Genomic DNA, 21,509 nt, shown 5'->3' with positions numbered 1-21,509 from the left:
GCCGGTGCCGAGGGGGCACCGGCAGGCCCTGCCCTGTTCCCGGCGGACCCGCGACCGCCCCGACGTCACCCGGCGCCGTCGAACCGCCACCGCGTCTGGCCGAACGGCTCCCCCTTCGCGAACCCGAAGGCCCGCACCGGCGCCACCGCGAAGACCAGCGCCCGGCCGCCCTGCCCGGTGAACGCGCCGTCGCGCACGTCGAAGCGCCACTCCTCGCCGTACTTCACGACGTAGGTCTCGGCCAGCGCCCGCAGCCGCTCCTCGTCCGTCACCTCGACGGCCTCGCCCTCCACCACCAGGTCCTCACCGGCGTCCAGGGCGCTCGTGCCGGTCGTCAGGACACAGTGCGGGTTCACCGCCAGGTTCCGCGCCTTCTGCTCCGCCGGACCCGTGCAGAAGTACAGGGCCCCGTCGTGCCACACGGCGATCAGCGGCGTGACGTGCGGTCGGCCGTCGGCCCGCACGGTGGAGAGCCAGAACACCTCCGCCCGCTCCAACCGCTCGGCCGCGTCCGACCACGCCGTCGCCGCCGCCGACGGCGAACTGAACCGGCCGTCCAGACGCGTCGCCGGCTCCCTCATCCCGGACATACCGTCCACCTCCGTCGTCCCGAGTCTCGCGTGGGCTCCTCCCACCCGCATACCCGGACCGACGGCCGCACGGACGGAAACTCACCGCGCCGGCCGTCTTCCCGTACCCGGCGGCGCGACCGACGGGGGCGTCAGGCCCCGCCGAGCGGCTTCATCCCCAGCGGTACACCGATCTCCGCCGCCATGACGGCCCCGGCCTCCCGCTCCAGCTCGCCGTCGTCGCCGTCCGCGCCCGAGTCGGTGTCCAGCCCGTCCAGCTCGCCCAGCGGCGTGTCCAACCGGACGTGCGCCACCAGCGACTGCAACGCCCGCAGCGCCGCCGACGCCGTCGAGCCCCAGTTCGACAGGTACGAGAACTGCCACCACCACAGCGCCTCCGACGTGCGGCCGGCGCGGTAGTGCGCCATGCCGTGCCGCAGATCGGTGATGACGTCCGCCATGTCGTCGGAGATGCGGGAGGTGACCGGAGCGTTGCGCGGGACGTACGGGTCGAAGACCTCCGCGTAGACGTCGACCGGATCCAGCAGGGTCGCCAGACCCTCCCGCAGCTCGTCGACGTCGTCCGGCTCGGGGCCCGTGTCCGGCTCGTACCGCTCGTCCGGAACGATGTCCTCGTGGGCGCCGAGACGCCCACCGGCCAGCAGCAGCTGGGAGACCTCCAGCAGCAGGTAGGGCACCGCGCTGCTCGGCTCGTCACCCTTGGCCACCTCGGTCACGGCGAGGATGAAGCTCTCGACCTGGTCGGCGATCTGGACCGCGAAGTCGTCCGGATCGGCGGCGTCGTCACTCAGCCGAGCGGCGACGTGCGCCGTACCGGTCTGCGTCGTCTCAGACATCGAGCAACCTTCTCCCCTCGAAGGCCCGCCCCAGCGTGACCTCATCGGCGTACTCCAAGTCTCCCCCGACAGGGAGACCGCTGGCCAGCCGCGTGACCTTCAGACCCATGGACGACACCATCCGGGCCAGGTACGTCGCGGTGGCCTCACCCTCCAGATTCGGGTCCGTGGCCAGGATCAGCTCCGTGACGGCGCCGTCCGCGAGCCGCGCCAGCAGCTCCCGTATCCGCAGGTCGTCCGGCCCGACACCCTCGATCGGGCTGATCGCGCCGCCCAGCACGTGGTACCGCCCCCGGAACTCCCGCGTCCGCTCGATCGCGACGACGTCCTTCGGCTCCTCCACCACGCAGATCACCGACGGGTCGCGGCGCGGATCACGGCAGACCCGGCACTGCTCCTCCTCGGCGACGTTCCCGCACACCTCGCAGAACCGGACCTTCGCCTTGACCTCCGACAGCGCGTTCGCCAGCCGCCGCACGTCGGCCGGCTCGGCCTGCAGGATGTGGAACGCGATCCGCTGGGCGCTCTTCGGCCCCACGCCGGGCAGCCGCCCCAGCTCGTCGATGAGGTCCTGGACGACGCCCTCGTACACCGCTGCTCCTCGTACCGCTCGCTCGTACCGGCCAGAACCCGCTCGGACCGGCTAGAAGGGGAGACCGGGCATGCCGCCGCCGCCCAGACCCTGCGCGAGGGGGCCCAGCTTCTCCTGCTGGAGCTGCTGCGCCGCCGCGTTCGCGTCCCGCACCGCCGCCAGCACCAGGTCGGCCAGCGTCTCGGTGTCCTCCGGGTCCACCGCCTTCGGGTCGATGACCAGGCCCTGGAGCTCCCCGGCCCCCGTCACCGTCGCCTTCACCAGTCCGCCGCCCGCAGAGCCCTCCACGGGCGTCTCGGCCAGCTCCTGCTGGGCCGCCGCGAGGTCCTGCTGCATCTTCTGGGCCTGCTGCAGCAGCTGCTGCATGTCGGCCTGGCCGCCACCACCGGGAAACACGGGCTCGCTCCTTCACCACGTCGGGTCGTGTGCCGAGCCTACGTGCTGTGCGGCGGTCCCGTCCGGCTCACTCGTGGTTGATCTCCTCGACCACCGTGGCCCCCAGCTCCCGCACGATCAGGTCGTGGCCCGACAGGGCCGACTCGTCCAGGTCCGGATCGTCGTCCTCCGGGATGTCGTCCTCGACCGGCACGGGCGGCGGCTCCGGCGGCCGCGCCTGCGGCGCGCGCTGCGCCTCGGGCTCCGGCCGCCCGGGCCGCCCCGGTTCCGGGGCCGCCGCCTGCGCGGCCCCGGAACCCGGCGCACCCTGGGGCCCGGCGGGCGCCGGAGCCCGCACCGCCGCCGCGCCGAACGCCGACGCGGCGGGCCCCCCGTACCCCGCCCCCGGCTGCTGCCCGTAGGGCTGCTGGCCGGACGGCTGCGGCGGCTGCGGCGCCGGGGACTGCCGGCCGAAGGGCGGCCGGCCCGGGGCCGCAGCGCCCCCGCCGCCCTCGCCTCCCCCGGCGTCGACCACGGCCTCGATCTTCCACTGCACCCGGAACTGCTCGGCCAGGACCGCGCGCAGCACCTCCTCGTGACCGCTCCCGGCGAAGCTGTCCCGCGCCCCGGCGTTCGGGAAGGCGAGCTGAAGCGTCGTCCCGTCGAACCCGTTGACCCGGGCGAACTCGGTGAGCCGCATCCAGGTCACCTTCCGCCGGTTCTTCACGGCGTCCAGCACCTGCGGCCACATCTGCCGCACCTGCCCGACGTCCCCGCCGCCCGACGGCGCGGACGGCGGCGCAGCGGGCGGGGCGGGAGCCGTCGCCGACGGCGCGGGCGCGGCACCGGGTGCCGGCGCCGCCGTGGGTGTCGGGGCCGACGCCCCCGCCGCCGTGGGCCAGGCGCCCGGCCGGCGCCCTCCCTCGGCCGCCCGCACCGGCGGCCCGGCCTCCGCCCCCGGCGCGGCGTGCGCGGGCGGGGCGGCGTGCGCGGGCGACGCGGCAGACGGCACGGTGTGCGATGCGGGCGGCGCGGTGTGCGGTGCGGGCGGCGCGGTGTGCGGCGCGGGGGACTCCGTCGGGCCCGGGGGGACGGCGGCCTGCGGCGCCGGAGCGCCACCCGCCGCCGGGACGGCACCGGGTGCCGCCGCGACGCCGCGCTCCAGCCGGTCCAGCCGGGCCTGCACAGACCGCTCGTCCCCGTACGCGGCGGGCAGCAGCACCCGGGCGCAGATCAGCTCCAGCTGCAGCCGGGGCGAGGTGGCCCCCCGCATCTCCGTCAGCCCGGTGTTCACCAGGTCCGCCGCCCGGCTCAGCTCCGCCGCCCCGTACACCTCGGCCTGGGCCCGTATGCGCTCCAGCACGTCGTCGGGCGCCTCGATGAGCCCCTTCTCCGCCGCGTCCGGCACGGCGGCGAGGATCACCAGGTCCCGCAGCCGCTCCAGCAGGTCCGTCACGAAGCGGCGCGGGTCGTGGCCGCCCTCGATCACCCGGTCCACCACACCGAAGGCGGCGGCGCCGTCACCCGCCGCGAAGGCGTCGACCACCTCGTCCAGCAGCGCCGCGTCGGTGTAGCCCAGCAGCCCGGTGGCCATGGCGTACGTCACGCCCGCCTCACCGGCACCGGCCAGCAACTGGTCCATCACGGACATCGAGTCACGCACCGAGCCGGCCCCGGCCCGCACCACCAGCGGCAGCACGGCCTCCTCGACCGGGATGCTCTCCCGGCCGCACACCTCGCTCAGGTAGTCGCGCAGCGTCCCCGGCGGCACCAGACGGAACGGGTAGTGGTGCGTCCGCGACCGGATGGTGCCGATCACCTTCTCCGGCTCCGTCGTGGCGAAGATGAACTTCAGGTGCTCCGGCGGCTCCTCGACGACCTTCAGCAGGGCGTTGAACCCCGCCGGCGTCACCATGTGCGCCTCGTCGATGATGTAGATCTTGTAGCGGCTCGCGGCGGGCCCGAAGAAGGCCTTCTCCCGCAGCTCACGGGCGTCGTCGACGCCACCGTGCGAGGCGGCGTCGATCTCGATCACGTCGATGGAGCCCGAGCCCCCGCGCGCCAGGTCGACACACGACCGGCACGTCCCGCACGGCGTCGGCGTCGGCCCCTGCTCGCAGTTCAGACAGCGCGCCAGGATGCGCGCACTGGTCGTCTTGCCGCACCCGCGCGGCCCACTGAACAGGTAGGCGTGGTTGACCCGGTTGTTCCGCAGCGCCTGCTGCAGCGGGGCGGTCACATGCTCCTGCCCGATGACCTCGGCGAAGGTCTCGGGGCGGTAGCGGCGGTACAGCGCGAGGGACGACACGTATACGACGGTATCGGAGCCCACCGACAGGTGAGCCGCACCGGAGACGACAACGCCCCCCACGCACCCGCCAGAGCCAACCTACCCTTGCTGCCTTCCGGCCCTGGGGGAGTTCAGTCAGATAGCGCCACGTGAGGGGCTGGCGCCAACCCTACCCGATCCCCCGACCTGGGATCGAGTTCGCAAGCACCCCCTCCGGTTGTGTACAGTTCTCGGCGGAGGATTCGCCTAGTGGCCTAGGGCGCACGCTTGGAAAGCGTGTTGGGGGCAACCCCTCACGAGTTCGAATCTCGTATCCTCCGCCCAGCTCTCACCGGGCTGAACGAAGGTCCCGACCGCACAAGCGGCCGGGACCTTCGTCGTTGGTGCGGTGAGACCGCCGACCCGCCGCCGGTCCTGACCTCCGCCCCCTGGGTCACGGGGCGTAAGGGCGGGTGATGGGGCGAAGTGCCGGGGCGCTGGGCGCCGGAAGGCGAAGGCGACCCGGCACCAGGACGAGACCGACGTCGAAGCGGTGGTGCCGCTGCTCGCCGCTCCGGCACGCGCCTGGCCGACGGACGCGAAGGTGCGTCAGCGGGCGGAAGCGGTGGTGAAGGTCTCTCGGACCGTCGCCCCGTCGGCGCCATGGGCGAGCAGGGCGTGCAGCAGGAGCCTCGCCTGGTACGGGCCGAGGTCTCCGGCGCCGATCAGCCCTCGACCGAGGAGGTCCTTCTCGGAGCCGGAAAAGCCGTACGTGTCGGACAGGACGGGTCCGTTGCCGATGCGGGAGGCGAGGATCACGGGGATGCGGGACGCGAGCTCGGTGAGCCCCTCGACGAGGCGCTCCGGGACGTGGCCGACGCCGAAGGCCGCGACCACGAGTCCGTCGCAGTTGCCGTCCCACAGGTCGAGCAGCGCGCCGTCGTCGCCGAGGGTGACGGTGTACAGCCCGACGCGCGCCTCGCGGTCGGGGACAGGGACAAACGGCCCGCGGCGCGGCAACCCGCCCACCCTCCGAACGCGGTTCTCCGCGATCCGCCCGATCGGGCCGCACGCCGGTGAGGTGAAGGCGGCGGGGCTGGTGGTGTGGGACTTGCGGACGGTCCGGGCCGAGTGGATCTCGTCGCCGAGTACGACCAGACAGCCGGCGCCGCCGAGCCCGGGGTCGGCGGCGGCCAGAACGGCGGAGTGGAGGTTGGCCGGGCCGTCGGCGCCGGGCAGGGTGGGGTTGCGCATGGCGCCGGTGACGACGAGAGGCTGCTCGTGGCCGTGGTAGAGGTCGAGGAGGAAGGCGGTCTCCTCGATGGTGTCCGTGCCCTGGGTGACGACGACGCCGTCGACCTCTCCGGTCTCCAGCTCCGCCGCGATCGTGGCTGACAGTGCGGTGAGGTCCTCGAAGGTCAGGGAGGCGCCCGGCAGACGACGGAAGTCCTGCGCCTTGAGGCCGATGCCGCTCGTGGCCAGCGCGGGTACCGCCGCGAGGAGTTCGTGGGCCGAAAGCGCCGGTACGACGCCTCCGGTGGTGGGGTCGGTGGTCATGGCGATCGTGCCGCCGAGGGAGAAGACGGCCACGTTCCTGACCGACTCCGTCATGCCCACGCTCCCCTGTCCGGACGCCGCCGAGCCGCGACCTCACGCGTTCATGCAGGCTATCGGGTCGGCGCCGTCCGGGTATGCGGAATGATCACCGTCAAGGTCGCCGATATCGGCAAGGACGAGGCTCGTCAGGCCCGTCGGCCCCCCTGGCCGACGCCAAGCCGCACGGTCACACGTACGCCATCGGCGCGGTGCTCGCCGTCATCGCGCGGCAGTGGAAGGGCCTGGTCACGTCTTCACCTCGGACGTGGACGCCGGGGAGTAGCTGGTCCCGGACCAGCTCCGTCGAGAAGGTGTGACGGACCGACCCGTTCCGACCCGCCCCGACCCGGGCCGATGCGCTCCTTCACTTGGTATCATCACGGATACTATCTCTGTCGATACTATTATTCGTGGAGGTATCGCGTGCAGCGTTTCATCGGACGGGACCGCGAGCTGAAGGTGCTCGGCGACGCTCTGCGATCGGTGCAGGACGCCACCGGCTCGGCGAAGCCGGGACAGTGCATCCTCATGCGTGGGCGGAGGCGGGTCGGCAAGTCCAGCCTCGTCGAGGAGTTCCTCCGGCGTACGCAGGTGCCGCACCTCTTCTTCACGGCAGGGGGCGGCACGGCGGAGGACGAGCTGACGGAGTTGCTCGACACCGTCGCCCGATCCACCGTGCCGGATCGGGAACTGTTCTCGGAGGAGACTCCGAACCAGTGGAACGCGGCCTTCAGGCTGCTCGCGGAGATCCTTCCCGACGACAGCCCGAGCGTGGTCGTCATGGACGAGGTTCCCTACCTCATGCACCGCATCGACGCCTTCGAGGGCATGCTCCAGCGGGCATGGGACCGTCTCCTCAGCCGTAAGCCCGTACTGCTCCTCCTGGTCGGCTCCGACCTGTCGATGATGGAGGCGTTGAACAGCTACGACCGCCCGTTCCACCAGCGGGGCCGGGAGATGGTCGTGGGGCCGCTGAACCCCGCCGACATCGGCGAGATGCTCGGCCTGGCACCGGCCGCCGCCTTCGACGCCGCACTGGTCACCGGAGGGCTTCCGCTGATCTGCGCGGAGTGGCGGGCCGGAGCGGACGTCTGGGAGTTCCTCCGCGACTCGCTCGACAACCCGATCTCGGCGCTGCTGGTCTCCGCCGAGCGCTCACTCGCAGCGGAGTTCCCACCACAGGCGCTGAGCAGAGGAGTGCTACGGGCCATCGGAAGCGGAGAGAGGACCTTCACCAACATCGCCCGCGCGGCCGGCGGCATCGCCCACACCACGCTCACCCGAGCCACTGACCTGCTGATCGAGAAGCGGGTGGTGGCGGCCGAACTGCCCCTCTCACTGCGCCCGTCGAAGGAACGCCGCTACCGCGTGGCCGACCCGTACCTACGGTTCTGGCTCGCGTTTCTGGATCCCCACATGGCGGAGATCGAGCGGATGCGGGGCGATCTCACGTTGAGCCGGATCAAGGAGCGATGGTCGAGCTGGCGGGGGCGTGCGGTCGAGCCCCTCGTCCGGGAGTCCCTCGCCCGCCTCCTGCCGGACGAGCTCCTGCCCGCCGCTCCGGCGATCGGTGGCTACTGGACCCGCAGCAACGACGTCGAGATCGACCTGGTCGGCGCCGACCGGCAGCCGGTGGCCCACACGTTGCTCTTCCTCGGCTCGGTCAAGTGGTTGGAGAACTCCGCGTTCGACGCCCACGACCTGGCCGCGCTCCACAAGCACCGGGCGGCGATCACCGACGAGCCGGTACCGCTCGTGGCGGTCTCGCGCAACGGGACCACCTGTTCCGGCATCCAGGCGGCGTACGGCCCCGAAGAACTGCTCGGCGCCTGGCGCAGGACCTGATCAGGGGCTGACGTCGCGGGCCGTTCGCTCACCGGACCGCAGCCGGGCGTCCGCCCCGCGGCGGCGCAGCACCGGTCCTGGCACACCGGCCAGGTCTTGCACGGCCCCTCGCGGACCGGGGCGGATCTGCAAGCCGCCGGGACGTGAGGGCGTGGGCCCGCCGCCCGGCCGTCACGACGACGTCCCGACGCGGTGCGCGGCGAGGCGCACGCCACGTCCGGGGCGCGGCCCGGTCAGGTGGGGCGCTTGCTGGGGGGCTTGCGGCGGGGGGTGGCGTAGGTCTGCTTCCAGCGGGTGCGGTGGCGGGCGTCGCCCTGGCCGGCGCCGTTGACCTCGATCAGGGAGGTCAGGGAGGCTCCGCTGTTCCACAGGCCGAGGAGGTCGCGGTGGACGGCGATGATGCCGTTCTGCGCCGCGAACGCTTCCGAGGGGCCGCTGAAGCGGGTCGTGGTCACGAAGACGGCGAGGTCGGCGCGGAAGTGCACGGCGGATCCCAGCAGATCCCGCACGTCCCGGCTCCTGACGGTGCTGGTGGGCACGAAGCGCTTGCACTGGACGACCATGGTCCGGCCGTCCGGGAGGCGGCCGACGACGTCGGCGCCGTTGTCGTGGGAGCCGCCCACGCGGCGGACCTCGGTGCAGCCGTCCCGTCGGCACAGCGCGGCGACCAGTTCCTCGAACTCCGTCCCGGTCATCGCGTCCACCTCGGTGAGCGTGCGGTGCCCGGCCCGCACCGCCTCCTCCTGCCGCCAGCGGCGGTCGCCGCCGCGCAGGGCGCGGTCCGTCCGCCGCCACCACCAAGCGACGGCGCCCAGGCCGCACAGACACCCGGCTCCGAGGACGTAGGGCCACAGGGTGGACCAGAAGGCGGCCAGAAGGATCAGCAGGAGCACGGCACCCGCCGACGCCGCGCCGAGCCGCCTTCGCCGTTGCCTCCGCGCGGCTGCCCTCCGTCCGCGCGCAGCCGTTCCCGCCGCCATGCCGCTCCCTCCGGTCACGCTCCGGAGTCAGTGTGGGAGAGGGGGCGAGCGGCGGGAAGAGCGACTTTTCGGCCATGGCTGAAACGGCGGGAGGGCGACGGCGGGGCAGGTCGTCGGGGCGAAGCCGTTTGGGTGGATGGTGCGGGGTACTGCGGGGGGATGGGCGTCGCGGGAGGTGGTCGCGGTGGACGCCGAGAGCGTGGGCATGCCGGTGGACGGGGTCGTGCTGGCCGGTGACCTGGCGGTGCCGGACGGAGCGCCGTGCGTGGTGGTGTTCGCGCACGGGAGCGGGAGCTCCCGACACAGTCCGCGCAACCGGGCCGTCGCGCAGGACCTGCGGGAGGCGGGGCTGGGCACCCTGCTCGTCGACCTGCTGACGGCGGAGGAGGAGCGGGCGGACGCGACGAGCCACCGGCACCGGTTCGACGTCCCGCTGCTGGCGCGGCGGCTCGTGGGCCTCGTGGACCGGCTCGGTGAGCGGCCCGGGACGGCGGGGGTACCGGTGGGACTCTTCGGCGCGAGCACGGGGGCGGGGGCGGCGCTGGACGCGGCGGCCGCGCGGCCGGAGCGGGTGCGGGCCGTGGTCTCCCGGGGCGGCCGCCCGGATCTGGCCGGGGAGGCGTTGGCGCGGGTGCGGGCTCCGGTGCTGCTGGTCGTCGGTGGCGCGGACACCGACGTGCTGCGGCTGAACCGGGAGGCGGCGCGGGAGTTGGGGGCGCCGCACCGGGAGCACGTCGTGCCCGGCGCCACGCATCTGTTCGCCGAGCCCGGCGCGCTGGCGGAGGTCGCGGCGGTGGCGCGGGCGTGGTTCCTGCACCCCGGCGGGCCGGACGCCACGGACGGTGCGGGCGGAACGGAGGTGCGGGGATGAACGGCGAGCGGTTCCGTGACCACCGGGACGCCGGGCGGCGGCTGGCCGTGCGGCTGGTCGGGTGGGCGGCCGATCACGGGGTCACGGGGCCGGTCGTCCTGGCGCTGCCGCGCGGCGGCGTCCCGGTCGCGGCGGAGGTCGCCGAGGCGCTGGGCGCGCCGCTAGACGTGGTCGTGGTCCGGAAGATCGGGGCGCCCGGGCACGCGGAGATGGGGGTGGGCGCGATCGCGGGGGACGGCGAGCCGCTCTTCGACGTGCGCACGCTGGAGTTGCTGGGGCTCACGCCGGAGTCGCTGGCCCCGGTCGTGGCCCGGGAGCGGGCGGAGCTGCGGCGGCGGGAGGAGCTGTACCGGCGGGGCGGCGGGCCGCCGGACGTCGCGGGGCGCACGGTGATCGTCGTCGACGACGGTCTGGCCACGGGCGTCACCGCGCGCGCGGCCCTGCGTCACCTGCGCACGCTGGGGCCGGCCCGGCTCGTGCTGGCCGTGCCGGTCTGCGCGCCGCAGGCGGCGGGGCCGGTGGGGCGGGAGGCGGACGACCTGGTGTGCCTGCGGCGGCCGCCGTCCTTCCGCGCGGTGGGCCAGTGGTACGAGGAGTTCGCGCAGGTCACCGACGGGGAGGTGCTCGCCGAGCTGCGCCACGCCGACGCCGTCCGGCCGACGCCGCGGCGCCCCGCCCCGCCGAAGCCGGGCTGAGCCGTCGGCGTCCACCGCGAGACGTCCGCCGCCGCGTCACTCGCAGCCGACGCCGTCGCCGTCGCGGTCCAGGTGACCTCCGTAGCCGGGCTGACCTCGGTACACGGGCGCTGCTCCGGCGGCGCGGGCGGCGTCGCAGTTCCGGTAGTACGCGGCGGCGCCCGCGTCGTCCCCGCCGCCGGTGCCGGTTTCCGGTGCCTCGGGGACCTCGGCGGGGACGGCGACCTCTTCGGTGGCCGTCTCGGTGACGGTCACCGTGGGGCCGGGCTCGGTGACGGTCGGCCCGGGTTCCGGGGTGGCCGTGACGGTCGGGGTGGACGTCGGGGCGGCGGTGACCGTGACGGTGGGGGCCGGGTCCGCCGACGCAGTGGCGTCTTCGGAGGCGGCCGTGCTGCCACAGGCGAATCCGGTCAGCAGGATGAGGACGCCGGCGGCGTAGGCGCGCTTCATCTTCCACACCGGCCGCCGGTCGTCGGACGGTAGCGGGCCGGGTGGGCTGACGACGTACGGGTTGCTCAAAGTGCCCCCCTTGGGCTGATTGTGTGACGCGTCACATTAGCGGCCGACAGGCGGCCGGGGAGGGCTTTCGATGTCATCGGTCCCTCATCGGCACGGTGACCGACCGCAGGGGACGGGACGTCAGGGGTACGTGCGGCCGAGGCGGTGGTAGCGGCGCCGGGCGCGGTGTCGGCCGAGCCACTGGGCGGCCAGGACACCGGGGACGATGAGGCTCAGTCCGACGCAGATCGACGCGGCCTCCACGAGGGTGCCCGCCGTGTCGTAGGCCAGGCCGGTGTCGGCGTGCACGGTGTCCCCGGCCGTGAGGCCGGCGCCGCGCACGACGCGTCCGCGGCCGGTGGCGCCGTCGGCGAAGCGCCAGGAGGCGGAGCAGTCCGCCGCCGTGAGGGACGGCCGCTCGGCGGGGCAGCCGTGGACCTGGGTGACGACGGCTTCGCGCGCACCGGGCACCCGCAGGGGCGCCCACTCGAAGTGGGTGTGGACGGCGAGGGTGACCAGCGCCCCGAACAGGACCATCGTCAGGACGTAGAGCCCTCTGCGGGGTGTCCTGAGCGGCACCACCACCGGCTCTCCGGCGGGGTCGTCGGTCCCCGCGCGCCGCACCGTGCCGTCCGTCATGCCCCGCCCTTCCGGCCCACCGCCCCCGGTGCTCCACGCTAGGAAGTCGGCGGACCGCTCACAAGACGGCCTCGGCGCGGCGGGGTGGGCCGCACCGGTCGGGGGTGATCATCCGTCCGGCTCCGACGGACCGGACGACGCGGGCGGACCGGACGACGCGGGCGGACCCGACGACGCGGGCGGACCCGACGGCGCGGGCGGGGCGGTGGGTTCGACGGGGCCGCGGCGGACGGCGCCCGGCGCGGCCCAGCGCTCCCGTCGGCGGGCGCGCCGCTTGGCCGCCTCGGAGGAGGCCAGCTGGTACGGCACCGAGGTCACCATGACCCCGGGCGTGAACAGCAGCCGGCCCTTGAGCCGCAGGGCGCTCTGGTTGTGCAGGAGTTGCTCGTACCAGCGGCCCACGACGTATTCGGGGATGTAGACGCTGACCGCGTCGCGGGGACTCTCCCGCCGGATGCTCCGGACGTGGTCGACGACGGGCCGGGTGATCTCGCGGTAGGGCGAGTCGAGGATCTTCAGGGGGATGTCGATGCGGCGGCGTTCCCACTCGGCCCGCAGCTCCCGCGTCTCCTGCGGGTCGACGTCGACGGTCAGCGCCTCCACGTGGCCCGAGCGCAGCAAGCGGGCGTAGGCCAGGGCGCGCAGGGTGGGCCGGTGCAGCCGGGAGACGAGGACGACGGAGTGCACGCGGGAGGGGAGGTTCGCCTCGTCGCCCGGCTCCTCGGGGGCGGCGAGCTCCGCCGCGACGCGGTCGTAGTGCCGCCGGACCGCCGTCATGAGCAGGACGAAGAGGGCCATGCCCAGCAGGGCGACCCAGGCGCCGTGGGTGAACTTGGAGACGAGCACGACGAGCAGGACGAGGCCGGTGAAGCAGGCCCCGAAGGCGTTGACGGCGCGGGAGCGGAGCATGCGGCGCCGGGCGGGCGGGGAGGTCTCCGTCGCCAGGTGACGGTTCCAGTGCCGCACCATGCCGGTCTGGCTGAGGGTGAAGGAGACGAAGACGCCGACGATGTAGAGCTGGATCAGCCTCGTCGTGTCGGCGCCGTAGGCCCAGACCAGCAGCGCGGCGGCCGTCGCCAGGAGCACGATGCCGTTGGAGAACGCGAGTCGGTCGCCCCGGGTGTGCAACTGCCGTGGCAGGTAGCGGTCCTGGGCCAGGATCGAGCCGAGCAGCGGGAAGCCGTTGTAGGCGGTGTTGGCGGCGAGGAACAGCACGAGCGCGGTGGCGGCGGCGAGCAGCGCGAACAGGGGCGTCGCGTCGCCGAAGACGGCGGCGGCGACCTGGGTGATCACCGGGTCCTGGACGTACTCGGCGCCGACGGGGGCGCCGTCCCGCAGCAGGTCGTGCGCCGGGTCCTCGGCCATCTTGACGTCCGTGGCCAGGGCGAGGCCGATGATCCCGCAGAACATGGTGACGGCCAGGGCGCCCATGAGGAGCAGGGTGGTCGCGGCGTTGCGGCTCTTGGGCCCGCGGAAGGCGGGCACGCCGTTGCTGATGGCCTGGACGCCGGTGAGGGCGGCGCAGCCGGAGGAGAAGGCCCGCAGCAGGAGGAGGACGAGGGCGAGCCCGGCGAGCCCGGTGTGCTCGGCGCGGAGCTCCAGCCCGGCCGTGGGGGCGCGCATCTCCTCGCCGAGGACGCCGGCCCGGTAGGTGCCCCAGGCGATCATGGCGAGGACGGCGGTGACGAAGACGTACGTCGGTATCGCGAAGAGCTTCCCCGACTCCCGGACCCCGCGCAGGTTCATGACCGTGAGGACGGCGATGACGCCGACGGCGCACAGCACCTTGTGTTCGACGACGAACGGCACGGCCGAGCCGAGGTTCTCCACGCCCGCGGAGATCGACACCGCGACGGTGAGGACGTAGTCGACGCCCAGGGCGCCGGCCGCCGTCAGCCCGGCACGGGGGCCGAGGTTGGTGTGGGCGACCTCGTAGTCGCCGCCGCCGCTCGGGTAGGCGCGCACGTTCTGCCGGTAGGAGGCGACGACCGTCATCATCAGGACGACGACGGCCGCGGCGATCCAGGGGCTGTGGCCGTAGGCGGCGACGCCGGCGAGCGACAGCACGATCAGGACCTCGCCGGGCGCGTACGCCACGGACGACAGCGGATCCGAGGCGAAGACGGGGAGCGCGATCCGCTTGGGGATCAGCGTCTCGCCGAGCTGCGTGCTGCGGAGCGCCCGCCCGAGGAGTATGCGTTTCGGCAGGTCCGAGAGTTTCTGCACGCGCGCGATCGTATGCACGGGGACGCCCGCGGGAGCCGCCCGACGGCGGATCTTGCCACAGCCTTAGCGGGTGGGCACTGGCACCCGCGCGCATGGCCGTCGGCGCGCGGGTGCGGGGATACTGCGGCCATGGACACAGGAGAAGGAGCGGAAGGCCGCGGGTGGGCCCCGGCGACGGTTGCCGCCTCGGTCGGTCTGGTGCTCGCCCTGCCGGTCACCGTGTGGTGGGTCGTCGGCGCGGTGACGGCCGACCCGGATGTCGTCGACCCCGACTACGCCGTGCGTCCGCCGAGCTCGGAGGTCACGGCGCTGCTCGGGACGGTCTCACTCACGCTGGTCGTGCTGTGCGGCATAGTGGTGCTCCAGGCGGTGCAGCGGGGTACGTTCGACGCCCGCTGGTGGACGGCGCTGGCCCCGGCCCTGGTGGCCGGCGTCGGTGCGGGCGCGGCATGGGCCGTGATCACCGCTCCGAGCATCGGGGCCAACATCGGGGCCGGTTTCGCGCTGTTGCTCGGCGGTCCGCTCGTGGCGGGCCTGCTCCTGTGGTCCGCGGGCTGCGCCATCTGGCTCCTGTGGACCGGCGGGCGGCGCCCGTGAACGCGCGCAGACCACCGCTCGGTCAGCGGCTGGCCGGACGGGTCGGGGCGGTCCCGGCGGTGGCCTGCGGGCTCGTCCTGGCCGCCCCCGTGCTCACCTGGTGGGCCGTCGGGGATCTGGGCGGCGACGGCGGGCCGGACGGCGGCACGCGGTTCGTCGAGCCGCTCGTGCGGAGCTCGGTCGCCCAGCACGCCCTGGGCGCGGGCGCGTTGGTGGTGCTGCTGCTGGCGCTGCTGCTGCGGGGCGCGGTGGTGCGGTGGCGCGGGTACGACCCGTGCCGGTGGAGCGTGGTCGGGCCGCTCGTGGTGGCCGGGCTCGTCTCGGGCGCCGCCTGGCGGGTGCTGACGGACGTGACGCTGGGCATCGACCTGGCGGTGGTCGGCGTGGTGTTCCTCGTCGGCCCGCTGGTGGGGATGTTGGTGTTGTGGTCGGCGGGCCGCGCCGCCTGGATCGTCCGCCGGGAGGCCGCCCGGCGCGGGGCCGCCTGAGGACGGACGCCGCCGTGGGGCGGAGCACGCGGGAGGGGCACACCTCCCGCGTACGGCGCCCGGCGCGCACCAACGGGCTTTCGGCGGCCACGGACGTCCCGTCGGCCGGAGCCGGACGGGTCCGTGGAGCCGACCTCGTCACAGGCGTGCGCGCTGGTGCGGCGCCAGGGGTTCCCCCGTTGCACGGCCACGTCCCCCGTGTCCGCGTGGCCACGGCGCCCATCATGTCGGGCCCGTGCCGGGAGACCGACCGATGAGAGGATGCCGGATCTCGCATTGCCGAAACACGCAGGGGACGGAAATGTGCCGAGAACCGGACGAACCGACCGCGACCGAACCCGAGCCCCCCTGCGCCAGAGGACTGGCCGTGTACCGGGACGCGCTCACGCACGGCGCGGTCTCCGGCGAGATCCCCGCCTGCCTGCTGGACCTGCGGCTGCTGCGGCGGCGCGACGACCGGACGGAGGTCTTCACGCCGGTGCCGCCGGGTCTGGCGTCGCACCGGCTGGCCCACCCCGTCGAGCAGGCGATCCGGGACGGACGGCAGCGGCTGGGCGTGCTGCGCGACGCCTTCGCGACCGTGCAGGGCTTATGGGACGAGGGGCTGCGGGAGAGCCTGGCCCCGGTGCGGCGGCTGGAGGGGCGGGAGGTGATCGTGGCGGCGGTGCGGCAGAAGGGGGCTGAGTGCCACACGGAGTTCCGGTACGCGCAGCCGCAGGCGCCGCGCCCTCCGGAGCTGCTGCGCCGCAACCTGCCGCGCGTCCTCGGCCTGCTCGCCCGCGGCGTGCGGGTGCGGGCGCTCTACCAGCACTCCGTGCGCGCGCACGGGCCGGTGGTGGACTTCATGGCCGAAGTGCACGCGCACGGAGGGGAGTTCCGCACCCTGGACGAGCTGTTCGACCGGGTCTTCCTCTACGACCGGAGCTTCGCCCTGATCCCGGACCACAGCGCCGAGCAGGGTGACGGGGCGCTGGCGATCGAGCACCCGGGCGTCGTCGGCTTCGTCGCGGACGTCTTCGACCACGCCTGGCAGCGCGCGGAGCCCGTCGACTTCCGGACACCGCACGGCCGGCCCGCGCCGCTGACGGACGAGAAGCGGCTGACCGTGCTGCGGCTGATGGTCGAGGGGCACACGGACACGGCCATCGCCGCCCGGCTGGGCATGAGCACGCGGACCGTGGCCAACCACGTCAGGCGGGCGGCGGAGACGTTCGGCAGCCGCAGCCGGGCCCAGCTCGCCTACCTGCTCGCCCGCTCCGGCGAGCTCGAGTGACCCGCCCGGCTCCCGGGCGGCCCTAGGGGGTGAGCAGGCGCGGCCGGGCGTCCGGGAGCTTGGCCCACCAGTGGTCGTAGCGGCGGTAGGGGCGGGGGTCGCGGTCGGCGAGCAGCGCCGCCAGGGCCCCGGCCTCCGCCGCGAGGGCGTCCCACACGGCCGGCGGCAGCGTGTGGAAGGCCGTGGCCTCGATGCCGTCCTCGACCGGCCGCCACACCCCGGCGACGTGACCGTCGACGAGCAGGGTGGGCAGCACGTCGCCGTTGCTGCGTATCACCAGGCGGCGGTAGGCGGGAGGGAGGACGCGGGCCCGGTCGGCGTAGGCGAGCAGGGTGCTGTCCCACATGGCCATGAGCCGGGGCGGGGCCGGGGTGTCGGCGGGCGGGCGCGGGGCTTCGGGGACGTCGTACAGGGTGGCGCCGTCGGGGCCTTCGAGCTGTTCGACGGCGTCGCCGAGGGCGCGCAGTGCCTCCCGGACGGCGGTGCGCCGCACGGTGGCGAACTGGGCGACGTCCGCTACGGAGGCGGGGCCGAAGCCGGCCAGGTAGCGCAGGGTGAGCGCTTCCAGCGCCCGCGCCGCCGCGTCCGGGCCGGCGTCGGCCCCGTCCGGCGCGGGGAGGGACGCGGCGGGCGCCGCGACGTAGGACGGGCTGAAGCCGAACGACCACGGGCCGCCGGTGGGCGCGTGGTGCAGGGGCGCGTAGGCGCGCAGCCCCCACCAGGCCCCGGCCGTCTGCTCCGCGCCCAACCGCTCCGCCAGCCACGCCCGCAGTTCGGCGGAGGTCCGGGGCCGGTCGGCGAAGGCCAGGAGCTGCGGCACCAGCCGTTCGGCGTCGGCGGGGGTGAGACCGGCGTCGGCGAAGCGGTCGCCCAGCCGCGCGGCACGCAGCGTCGGCCGCATCGCCGCGCGGAACACCGGGTCGTCGTCGGCGTGGACGGCGTGCAGGGTCAGGCGCAGCAGGGTGGCCTTGACGACGGAGCGGTCGGTGAAGGCGGCGTCGACCTCGGCGAGCGCCAGGTCGCTGACCCGGTTCCACAGGGCGAGGTACGGCGAGGCGGGCTGCTGGGCCTGGACGGCGACGATGCGGCGCACCGCGTCGGGGACGGCCAGCGCCTCGCGTCGCAGGAGGAGTTGACGGCCGAGGGTGGCCCGGTTGAGCTCGCGCGCGGTGATCTTCATCGGCGGATTGTGTCCCGGCCGGGCCCGTCGCCGCCAGCGGTTTCGGGCCCGGCCGGGTCAGCCGGGATTCAGCCGGACTCAGCCGGGATTCGGCCGGAGTCGGTCGGGCTCAGTCGGATTCGAGGTCGCCCTCCGCCTCCAGGAACGCGGCGCGCAGCGCCTCCAGGGTCTCCGCGTCCGGCTTGGCCCACAGCCCGCGCGACTCGGCCTCCAGCAGCCGCTCGGCGATGCCGTGCAGGGCCCAGGGGTTGGCCTCCTGGAGGAAGGCGCGGTTCTCCGGGTCCAGCACGTACGTCTGGGCCAGCTTGTCGTACATCCAGTCGGCGACGACGCCGGTGGTGGCGTCGTAGCCGAACAGGTAGTCCACGGTGGCGGCGAGTTCGAAGGCGCCCTTGTACCCGTGGCGGCGCATCGCCTCGATCCACTTGGGGTTGACGACGCGGGCGCGGAAGACGCGGGAGGTCTCCTCGACCAGGGTGCGGGTGCGGACGGTCTCGGGCCGCGTGGAGTCGCCGATGTACGCCTCGGGGGCGGTGCCCTTCAGCGCCCGGACCGTGGCGACCATGCCGCCGTGGTACTGGAAGTAGTCGTCGGAGTCGGCGATGTCGTGCTCGCGGGTGTCGGTGTTCTTCGCCGCGACCTCGATGCGCCGGTAGGCGGTCTCCATCTCCTCCCGGGCCGGACGGCCGTCCAGCCCCCGGCCGTAGGCGTAGCCGCCCCAGACGGTGTAGACCTCGGCGAGGTCGGCGTCGGTGCGCCAGTCGCGGGAGTCGATGAGCTGGAGCAGGCCCGCGCCGTAGGTGCCGGGTCGGGAGCCGAAGATGCGGGTGGTGGCGCGGCGTTCGTCGCCGTGCTCGGCGAGGTCGGCCTGGGCGTGGGCGCGCACGTGGTTGCTCCCGTGCGGCTCCTCCAGGGAGGCCGCGAGCCGGACGGCGTCGTCGAGCAGTCCGACGACGTGCGGGAACGCGTCGCGGAAGAAGCCGGAGATGCGCAGGGTGACGTCGATGCGCGGGCGGCCCAGTTCCTCCAGCGGCACCGCATCCAGGCCGGTGACGCGGCGGGAGGCGTCGTCCCACACGGGCCGGACGCCGAGGAGGGCCAGCGCCTCGGCGATGTCGTCGCCGGCCGTGCGCATGGCGCTGGTGCCCCACAGGGACAGGCCGACGGAGGTGGGCCACTCGCCGTTGTCGCGCCGGTAGCGCTCGGCCAGCGACTCGGCGAGCGCCTGCCCGGTCTCCCAGGCGAGCCGGGAGGGGACGGCCTTGGGGTCGACGGAGTAGAAGTTGCGGCCGGTCGGCAGGACGTTGACCAGGCCGCGCAGGGGTGAGCCGGAGGGCCCGGCGGGGACGAAGCCGCCGGCCAGGGCGTGCACGGCGTGGTCCAGCTCGGCGGTGGTCCCGGCCAGCCGGGGCACGACCTCGCGGGCCGCGAACCGCAGGATGTCGGCGACCTGTTCGGGCTCTCCGGCGGCGACGGCGGGCACGGCGGCCGGGTCCCAGCCGGCGTCCTCCATGGCCTCGACGAGGGCGCGGGCACGGGCCTCGACGGTGTCGGCGGCGACGCGGGTGGCCGCCGACTCGTCCAGGCCGAGCGCCTCCCGCAGCCCCGGCAGGGCGGTCGTGCCGCCCCAGATCTGCCGGGCGCGCAGGACGGCGAGGACGAGGTTGACGCGCTCCGGGCCGGTCGGGGCGCCGCCGAGGACGTGCAGGCCGTCACGGATCTGCGCGTCCTTGACCTCGCACAGCCAGCCGTCGACGTGCAGCAGGAAGTCGTCGAAGCCGTCGTCGTCGGGGCGTGCCTCCAGACCGAGGTCGTGGTCGAGCCGGGCGGCCTGGATGAGCGTCCAGATCTGGGCGCGGATCGCGGGCAGCTTGGCCGGGTCCATGGCGGAGATCTGCGCGTACTCGTCCAGCAGCTGTTCGAGCCGCGCGATGTCGCCGTAGGAGTCGGCGCGGGCCATGGGCGGGACGAGGTGGTCGATGAGCGTGGCGTGGACGCGGCGCTTGGCCTGGGTGCCCTCGCCCGGGTCGTTGACGAGGAACGGGTAGACCAGCGGCAGGTCGCCGAGGGCCGCGTCGGGGCCGCAGGCGGCGGACAGCCCGGCGTTCTTGCCCGGCAGCCACTCCAGGTTGCCGTGCTTGCCGAGGTGGATCATGGCGTCGGCGCCGAAGCCGCCGTCCTCGGCCCGGCTCGCCATCCAGCGGTAGGCGGCGAGGTAGTGGTGCGAGGGCGGCAGGTCGGGGTCGTGGTAGATCGCGATGGGGTTCTCGCCGAAGCCGCGCGGCGGCTGGATGGCGATGAGCAGGTTCCCCCGGCGCAGAGCGGCGAGGACGATGTCGCCGTCCGGGTCGCCGCCGTCGGCGGCGCGGCTGTGGTCGACGAACATCGTGCCCGGCGCCGGGCCCCAGTGCTCCTCGACGGCCTCGCGCAGCTCGGCGGGGAGGGTGGCGAACCAGCGGCGGTAGTCGGCGGCCGGGATGCGCACGGGGTTGCGGGCCAGCTGCTCCTCGGTGAGCCAGTCCTGGTCGTGGCCGCCGGCCTCGATGAGGGCGCGGATCAGTTCGTCGCCGTCGCCGGACTCCAGGCCGGGGATCTCCTCGGTGCCGAAGTCGTAGCCCTCGGCACGCAGTCGGCGCAGCAGTTCCACGGCGCTGGCCGGGGTGTCGAGGCCGACCGCGTTGCCGATGCGGGAGTGCTTCGTCGGGTAGGCGGAGAGCACGAGCGCGATGCGCTTCTCGGCCGCCGGGACGTGCCGGAGCCGGGCGTGCCGGACGGCGATCCCGGCGACGCGGGCGGCCCGTTCGGGATCGGGGACGTAGGCGGGCAGGCCGTCGGCGTCGATCTCCTTGAAGGAGAAGGGGACGGTGATGAGCCGCCCGTCGAACTCGGGGACGGCGATCTGCGTGGCCGCGTCCAGCGGCGAGACGCCCTCGTCGTTCTCCTCCCAGGCGGTGCGGGAGCCGGTGAGGCACAGCGCCTGGAGGACGGGCACGTCGAGCCGGGTGAGGGCGCCGGCGTCCCAGGACTCGTCGTCCCCGCCCGCCGACGCCTCGGCGGGCTTGGTGCCGCCGGCGGCGAGGACGGTGGTGACGACGGCGTCGGCCGCGCCGAGGGCCTCGACCAGCTCCGGCTCGGGCGCGCGGAGGGAGGCCACGTACAGCGGCAGGGGCCGGCCGCCGGCGTCCTCGATCGCCCCGCACAGGGCGTCGACGAAGGCGGTGTTGCCGCTCATGTGGTGGGCGCGGTAGTAGAGGACCGCGACGGTGGGTCCGGTCACGTCGGCGCGGGCCGTCCGCTCCAGCGGGCCCCAGGTCGGCGCGGCGGCGGGCGGGTCGAAGCCGTGGCCGGTGAGCAGCACCGTGTCGGACAGGAAGCGGGCGAGCTGCTCCAGGTTCCGCGGGCCGCCGTGCGCGAGGTAGGCGTGCGCCTCGGCGGCGATGCCGACGGGCACCGTGGAGGAGGCCATGAGCTGGGCGTCGGGGGCCTGTTCACCGCTGAGGACGACGACGGGCCGCCCCTCCGCGAGGAGCAGGTCCAGCCCCTCCTGCCAGGCCCGGACACCACCGAGCAGCCGGACGACGACGAGGTCGGCGCCGTCGAGGAGCGCGGGCAGTTCGCCGAGGTCGAGGCGGGCCGGGTTGGCGTACCGGTAGGGGACCGGGCCGTCGGCCGCGCGGGCGCTGAGCAGATCGGTGTCGGACGTCGACAGGAGCAGGATCATGCGGCGTCTGGCCTTCCTCGGGGTGTCCGCGCCCCGGGCGGTGTCGGACGGCGGGAGTTCCTGGCTCACCCGGCCCGTGTGGCCGGATTCACAGTGGCGGGACCGCGCCGGATTCGCACCGGGCTTCCTCCCCTGTCGCCGTCTTCGGCGATGGCGGACCGGACGGTCCGCCGAGGAGCATAGTAAGCGCCGCCGCGGCTCCCCGGGCAGGCCGTGGGCCCCGGGAGGGCCGACAACC

General features: G+C 74.5%; 18 protein-coding genes, 1 tRNA gene, 1 other RNA gene, 1 pseudogene and 1 riboswitch. Of the genes and pseudogenes, 8 read left to right on the top strand and 13 right to left on the bottom strand.

Translation table 11 applies throughout. From position 1 onward, the window contains the following. Positions 1-65: 65 nt before the first annotated feature. The 6 genes from IF129_RS10625 to ffs form a co-directional block, all read right to left on the bottom strand. On the bottom strand, positions 66-590 hold the full coding sequence (locus IF129_RS10625; protein ID WP_191209313.1) for a pyridoxamine 5'-phosphate oxidase family protein: 525 nt from the start codon (positions 588-590) through the stop codon (positions 66-68). Between the two features lie 131 nt (positions 591-721). After that, complete coding sequence (locus IF129_RS10620) at positions 722-1,426, bottom strand: DUF5063 domain-containing protein (protein ID WP_191209312.1); 705 nt, start codon at positions 1,424-1,426, stop codon at positions 722-724. After that, the gene (gene recR / locus IF129_RS10615; RefSeq protein WP_191209311.1) at positions 1,419-2,018 is read right to left on the bottom strand and encodes a recombination mediator RecR; all 600 of its coding nucleotides are present in this window, start codon (positions 2,016-2,018) and stop codon (positions 1,419-1,421) included. The genes IF129_RS10620 and recR overlap by 8 nt, the downstream gene beginning before the upstream one ends. A 51-nt stretch (positions 2,019-2,069) precedes the next feature. Beyond that, positions 2,070-2,384 carry a YbaB/EbfC family nucleoid-associated protein gene (locus tag IF129_RS10610; RefSeq protein ID WP_224754789.1) on the bottom strand — a complete coding sequence of 105 codons (315 nt, stop codon included), beginning with the start codon at positions 2,382-2,384 and terminating at the stop codon, positions 2,070-2,072. Between the two features lie 97 nt (positions 2,385-2,481). Beyond that, a complete protein-coding gene (locus IF129_RS10605) occupies positions 2,482-4,701 on the bottom strand; it encodes a DNA polymerase III subunit gamma and tau (RefSeq protein ID WP_191209309.1) in 2,220 nt (739 codons plus the stop codon). Between the two features lie 45 nt (positions 4,702-4,746). Continuing rightward, an RNA gene (ffs, locus tag IF129_RS10600) (signal recognition particle sRNA small type) lies at positions 4,747-4,845 on the bottom strand. A 73-nt stretch (positions 4,846-4,918) separates the two neighbouring features. On the opposite strand from ffs, the gene IF129_RS10595 reads away from it, so the two are divergent. Continuing rightward, a tRNA-Ser gene (locus IF129_RS10595) sits at positions 4,919-5,003 on the top strand. Between the two features lie 268 nt (positions 5,004-5,271). On the opposite strand, the gene IF129_RS10590 is transcribed toward IF129_RS10595, so the two are convergent. Beyond that, positions 5,272-6,273 (bottom strand): asparaginase, encoded by a 1,002-nt coding sequence (locus IF129_RS10590; protein WP_191209308.1) that lies wholly within the window; start codon positions 6,271-6,273, stop codon positions 5,272-5,274. 408 nt (positions 6,274-6,681) lie between these two features. Between IF129_RS10590 and IF129_RS10585 the strand changes: the two genes are divergently transcribed. Together IF129_RS10585 and IF129_RS27080 are read left to right on the top strand one after the other, a co-directional pair. Beyond that, positions 6,682-8,103 (top strand): ATP-binding protein, encoded by a 1,422-nt coding sequence (locus IF129_RS10585; protein WP_191209307.1) that lies wholly within the window; start codon positions 6,682-6,684, stop codon positions 8,101-8,103. A gap of 12 nt (positions 8,104-8,115) precedes the next feature. After that, positions 8,116-8,250: pseudogene (locus tag IF129_RS27080) on the top strand (phosphorothioated DNA-binding restriction endonuclease); the annotation flags it as partial. Positions 8,251-8,336: 86 nt separating this feature from the next. Here the strand turns inward: IF129_RS27080 and IF129_RS10580 are convergent. Beyond that, the gene (locus IF129_RS10580) at positions 8,337-8,996 is read right to left on the bottom strand and encodes a restriction endonuclease (protein ID WP_318153654.1); all 660 of its coding nucleotides are present in this window, start codon (positions 8,994-8,996) and stop codon (positions 8,337-8,339) included. Positions 8,997-9,267: 271 nt separating this feature from the next. Between IF129_RS10580 and IF129_RS10575 the strand changes: the two genes are divergently transcribed. Continuing rightward, positions 9,268-9,954 carry a dienelactone hydrolase family protein gene (locus IF129_RS10575; protein WP_191209305.1) on the top strand — a complete coding sequence of 229 codons (687 nt, stop codon included), beginning with the start codon at positions 9,268-9,270 and terminating at the stop codon, positions 9,952-9,954. Next, entirely contained in the window at positions 9,951-10,649 is a 699-nt protein-coding gene (locus IF129_RS10570; protein WP_191209304.1) for a phosphoribosyltransferase, read from the top strand. Before IF129_RS10575 ends, IF129_RS10570 begins: the two co-directional genes overlap by 4 nt. A 36-nt stretch (positions 10,650-10,685) precedes the next feature. On the opposite strand, the gene IF129_RS10565 is transcribed toward IF129_RS10570, so the two are convergent. The 3 genes from IF129_RS10565 to IF129_RS10555 all read right to left on the bottom strand — a co-directional run bounded on the left by IF129_RS10565 (position 10,686) and on the right by IF129_RS10555 (position 14,012). Continuing rightward, positions 10,686-11,168, bottom strand: a complete 483-nt coding sequence (locus IF129_RS10565; RefSeq protein ID WP_224754734.1) for an excalibur calcium-binding domain-containing protein — start codon at positions 11,166-11,168, stop codon at positions 10,686-10,688. Between the two features lie 120 nt (positions 11,169-11,288). Then, positions 11,289-11,786 carry a hypothetical protein gene (locus IF129_RS10560; RefSeq protein WP_191209303.1) on the bottom strand — a complete coding sequence of 166 codons (498 nt, stop codon included), beginning with the start codon at positions 11,784-11,786 and terminating at the stop codon, positions 11,289-11,291. A gap of 108 nt (positions 11,787-11,894) precedes the next feature. Then, entirely contained in the window at positions 11,895-14,012 is a 2,118-nt protein-coding gene (locus IF129_RS10555; RefSeq protein ID WP_191209302.1) for an APC family permease, read from the bottom strand. A 129-nt stretch (positions 14,013-14,141) separates the two neighbouring features. On the opposite strand from IF129_RS10555, the gene IF129_RS10550 reads away from it, so the two are divergent. From IF129_RS10550 to IF129_RS26930, 3 genes are all read left to right on the top strand, one after another. Further along, positions 14,142-14,609, top strand: coding sequence for a hypothetical protein (locus IF129_RS10550; RefSeq protein WP_191209301.1), 468 nt, complete (start codon positions 14,142-14,144; stop codon positions 14,607-14,609). Next, positions 14,606-15,097, top strand: coding sequence for a hypothetical protein (locus IF129_RS10545; RefSeq protein ID WP_191209300.1), 492 nt, complete (start codon positions 14,606-14,608; stop codon positions 15,095-15,097). The genes IF129_RS10550 and IF129_RS10545 overlap by 4 nt, the downstream gene beginning before the upstream one ends. Before the next feature lie 367 nt (positions 15,098-15,464). Further along, positions 15,465-16,370: a helix-turn-helix transcriptional regulator gene (locus IF129_RS26930; RefSeq protein ID WP_191209299.1), complete on the top strand. Its 906-nt coding sequence runs from the start codon at positions 15,465-15,467 to the stop codon at positions 16,368-16,370. A gap of 22 nt (positions 16,371-16,392) precedes the next feature. Here IF129_RS26930 and IF129_RS10535 read toward each other — a convergent pair whose 3' ends face one another. Both IF129_RS10535 and cobN read right to left on the bottom strand, forming a co-directional pair. Continuing rightward, positions 16,393-17,550, bottom strand: coding sequence for a winged helix DNA-binding domain-containing protein (locus IF129_RS10535; RefSeq protein ID WP_191209298.1), 1,158 nt, complete (start codon positions 17,548-17,550; stop codon positions 16,393-16,395). Between the two features lie 109 nt (positions 17,551-17,659). Continuing rightward, positions 17,660-21,271 carry a cobaltochelatase subunit CobN gene (gene cobN / locus IF129_RS10530; RefSeq protein ID WP_191209527.1) on the bottom strand — a complete coding sequence of 1,204 codons (3,612 nt, stop codon included), beginning with the start codon at positions 21,269-21,271 and terminating at the stop codon, positions 17,660-17,662. A 54-nt stretch (positions 21,272-21,325) separates the two neighbouring features. Continuing rightward, positions 21,326-21,422: riboswitch (cobalamin riboswitch) on the bottom strand. Between the last annotated feature and the right edge of the window lie 87 nt (positions 21,423-21,509).

This window comes from Streptomyces chumphonensis (assembly GCF_014779715.1).
In the GTDB taxonomy this organism is placed as follows: Bacteria; Actinomycetota; Actinomycetes; order Streptomycetales; family Streptomycetaceae; genus Streptomyces; species Streptomyces chumphonensis.
The sequence above is the reverse complement of the archived record's forward strand: the minus strand, read 5'-3'. Positions and strand labels throughout refer to the sequence as shown.